Raw genomic sequence first — 3,857 nt, forward strand, 5'->3', positions numbered from 1 at the left:
CCGCGCTCTCACCACGCGCCAACGCACCCAACCCAGCCCGCGCCTGCTCCTCCGTGCTCGCCACAACGACGGCACGCTCACCGAACACAGCCCGGCCCGTCACCAACGCACCCGCCACAGCCGCCAGCGGCACGTCGTCGGCGTCCGCAAGGAATGTCGCCAGGCGCTCCGCCTGCGCCGTGAGGGAAGCGGCGGTGCCGGCCGACACGACCAGCGGCACCACGCCGTCCGGCAGCGTCTCCGCCGCGGGCGGGGCATCGTCGGCGGGCGCCTCCTCGACGATGAGGTGCGCGTTGGTCCCGCTGGCGCCGAACGAGGACACGCCCGCCCGGCGCGGACGACCGTTGCGCGGCCACTCCCGCGCCTCGGTCAGGAGCTCGACCGCACCGGCCGACCAGTCGACCTGCGGGCTCGGCGCGTCCACGTGCAGGGTCGCGGGCAGCACCCCGTGCCGCAGCGCCTGCACCATCTTGATCACACCGGCCACACCGGACGCCGCCTGCGTGTGCCCGACGACGGACTTCACGGAACCGAGCCACAGCGGCCGGTCCGGGTCCCGCCCCTGCCCGTAGGTGGCCAGCAGCGCCTGCGCCTCGATCGGATCACCCAGCACCGTGCCCGTGCCGTGACCGTCCACCGCGTCCACATCGGACGGAGACAGTCCCGCCCCGGCCAACGCTCTGCGGATCACCCGCTGCTGCGACGGACCATTCGGCGCCGTCAACCCATTCGACGCACCGTCCTGGTTCACCGCGCTACCGCGGATCACCGCCAGCACGCGGTGCCCGCGCTCCCGCGCCACCGACAACCGCTCCAACAGCAGCACACCGACGCCCTCGGCCCACCCGGAGCCGTCGGCGCACGCGGCGTAGGACTTGCAGCGCCCGTCGAAGGCGAGTGCCCGCTGGCGCGCGAAGCCGACGAACCCGCCCGGCGTCGCCATCACCGTCGAGCCGCCCGCGAGCGCCATCGAACATTCGCCCCGGCGCAGCGCCTGGGCGGCGAGGTGGACGGCCACCAGGGAGGAGGAGCACATGGTGTCGACGGTCACCGCGGGGCCCTCAAGCCCGAGGACGTACGCGACCCGGCCGGACGCGACGCCGCCGGCGGTGCCCAGTGCGCGCTCCAGGCTCATGAACCCCTCGAACCCGCTGAGGTCGGGTGCGTAGTCCTGGTGCACGATCCCTGCGAACACCCCGACGTCGCCGCCCCGCATCGAGTGGGGGTCGATGCCGGCGCGTTCGAAGGTCTCCCAGGACACCTCAAGCAGTTGCCGCTGCTGGGGGTCCATCGCCAGGGCCTCGCGGGGCGAGATGCCGAAGAACCCGGCGTCGAACTGGGCTGCTTCGTGCAGGAACGCGCCCTCCCGCACGTAGGTCGTACCGGGGTTGTCAGGGTCCGGGTGGTAGAGACCTTCGAGGTCCCAGCCGCGGTCGGCGGGGAAGCCGGTGTAGACGTCGGTGCCTTCGGACACCACCCGCCAGAAGTCCTCCGGGCTGCGGATGCCGCCCGCGTACCGGCAGGCCATGGAGACGATCGCGATGGGCTCCGCGGCCGCGGCGGCGAGTGCGCCGTTCTCCTGCCGAAGCCGGGCGTTCTCCTTCAGCGAGGCACGCAGTGCCTGGACGATCTCCTCGTCTGGCGCCGACATAACCCTCCTCCACGGTTGGTTCACCATCGGTGGTCAGCTCGTCCTGCCCAGGGCCCGTTGCACGAGACCGGTGACATCGAGTTCGTCGATCAGATCCACGTCGTCCGCACTGGCGGGCGCCTCGGCGGCCGGCGGGTCCGCGGCACGGTCCGCCTCGGCGAGGCCGAGCAGTGTGTCGAGCACGCCCGCCTCCTTGAACCGGGCGAACGGCACGGACGCCAGGACCTTCCGCAGGTCGTCCTCTCGGCCTTCCATGCCGTCGTCGGCCTCCCGGAGGAGCTCGGCGCGCAGATAGCCGACCAGCGCCTCCGGAGTGGGGTAGTCGAAGATCAGCGTCGCCGGCAGGCGCAGCCCGGTGGCGGCGTGCAGGCTGTTGCGCAGGTTGACGGCGGCCAGCGAGTCGAAGCCGACCTCCTGGAACGCCTGGCGCGGGCCGATGCCCTCCGCCCCGCCGTGGCCGAGGACCGTCGAGGCGTGGCCGCGGACCAGCCGGAGCAGGATGCGGTTCTGCTCGCCGTCCGGCACCGCCCGCAGGGAGTCCGCGAGGGACGCGGCGGTGTCACTGTTCTCCGTATCGGGTTGCGACGCCTGGAGTGCCGCCTTCGCCTCCGGCAGGTCGGCGAACAGCGGGCTGGGACGGACGGACGTGAACGCGGGGATGAAGGCGCCCCAGTCCATGTCGGCCACGGTCACGGACTTCTCGTTGTCCTGCGCCGCCTGCACGAACGCGGTGACCGCCAGCCGGGGCGCCATGGGCAGGACGCCGCGGCGGCGGAGCTGGGAGAGCGTGGCCTCGTCCATGCCGACACCGATCTGGTCGAGGGCGCCCCAGGCGATCGACGTGGCCCGCAGTCCCCTGGCGCGGCGCCGTTCGACGATGGCGTCGAGGACGGCGTTCGCCGCGCCGGACGGGCCCTGGCCGCCACCGCCCCACACGCCGGCGATCGAGGAGAACACGACGAACGCGTCGAGCGGCCTGTCCCTGAACAGCTCGTCCAGGCGGCGGGCGGTGTCCACCTTGGCCGCGAACACCTCGGCGAGGTCGCGCTCGCCGGTGTCGTCGACGGTGCTGGTCTGCGTGATGTCGGCGGCGTGCACAACGGCCGTGAGCGGCTGGTCGCAAGAAGCCGCGGCGACCAGCCCCGCGACCGCGTCATGGTCGGCGTCGGCGCAGGACTCGACGGCGATGTCGAGGCCCAGGCCGGCCAGTTCGGCGCGCAGTTCCGGCACGCACTGGTCGGGCGCGTACGCGGTGGTGGTGACGATGAGCCGGTCGGCGCCGGCCAGCGCGAGCCAGACGGCGGCGTGCCTGCCGAGCCCTTCCGCGCCGCCGGTGACGAGGACCGTGCCGTGTGGCCGCCAGCGCTGGTCCCCCGCGGACTCCGGCACGGGCTTGCGGACCAGCCGCCGGCAGTAGACACCGGATCGTCGTACCGCGAGCTGGTCTTCACCGGCGGCACCGTTGAGCACGCCGAGCAGAGCTCGCGTAGTGCGCCGGTCGGTCGTGGCGGGCAGATCGACCAGGCCGCCCCACCGGTCGAGGCGTTCCAGCGCGACGGCCCGGCCGAGGCCCCACAGCGATGCCTGGGCCGGTGCGGTGAGGGTGTCCTGGATGCCGATGTTCACCGCGCCCCGGGTCACGCACCACAGCGGCGCGGTGGCGGTGGTGTCGCCCAGGGCCTGGACGAGCGCGAGCGTCGTCGCGGCGAGCGCCGCCGGATCCTGTGTCCCCTGGTCGAGGGCGAGCAGGGACAGCACGCCGGTGATGTCGTGCTGGGCCAGGACGTCGGCGAGGCGCTCGGCGAGCCGTTCGCGGGTGCGGTCATGGTCGCCGGCCTCCAGCAGGACCATGCCGAGTCCCTGCCCGGTCAGCTCGGCGAGGAGGGCGTCGGTCGCGCCGTCGTCCCGGCGGGTGGACGGGACGACGACCAGCCATCGGCCACGGGGCACGCCGGAGGCGTCGCGTTCGAGCGGATGCCAGGTGACGTGGTAGCGCAGCTTCTCCACGGCCGACCGCTCGCGGCGCTTCTCCCTCCAGTCCGCGAGCACGGGAGCGACGGCGCGCAGGGCGCTGCGCTGGTCCGGGGACGCCAGCTCCAGCAGCTCGGCCAGGGAGTCGGTGTCGGCTTCCTCGACCGCGGACCAGAAGTCGGCGTCGGAGCCCTCGGCGGTGTCGGTCCTCCCGGTCACTGCGTCTGCCTCGTGC

The 3,857-nt window shown here is 73.5% G+C and carries 2 protein-coding genes; both read right to left on the minus strand.

Going from position 1 to position 3,857, the window contains the following annotated elements; all coding sequences use genetic code 11:
• Positions 1 to 1,651, minus strand: a 1,651-nt coding sequence (locus AF1_RS32100; RefSeq protein WP_255218861.1) for a type I polyketide synthase, incomplete at its 3' end; no start/stop codon positions are given.
• 33 nt (positions 1,652 to 1,684) lie between these two features.
• The coding region (locus tag AF1_RS32105) for a KR domain-containing protein (RefSeq protein WP_157419406.1) at positions 1,685 to 3,857 on the minus strand (2,173 nt) is incomplete at its 5' end.

This window comes from Actinomadura formosensis NBRC 14204 (assembly GCF_001552155.1).
GTDB classification, from domain to species: domain Bacteria; phylum Actinomycetota; class Actinomycetes; order Streptosporangiales; family Streptosporangiaceae; genus Spirillospora; species Spirillospora formosensis.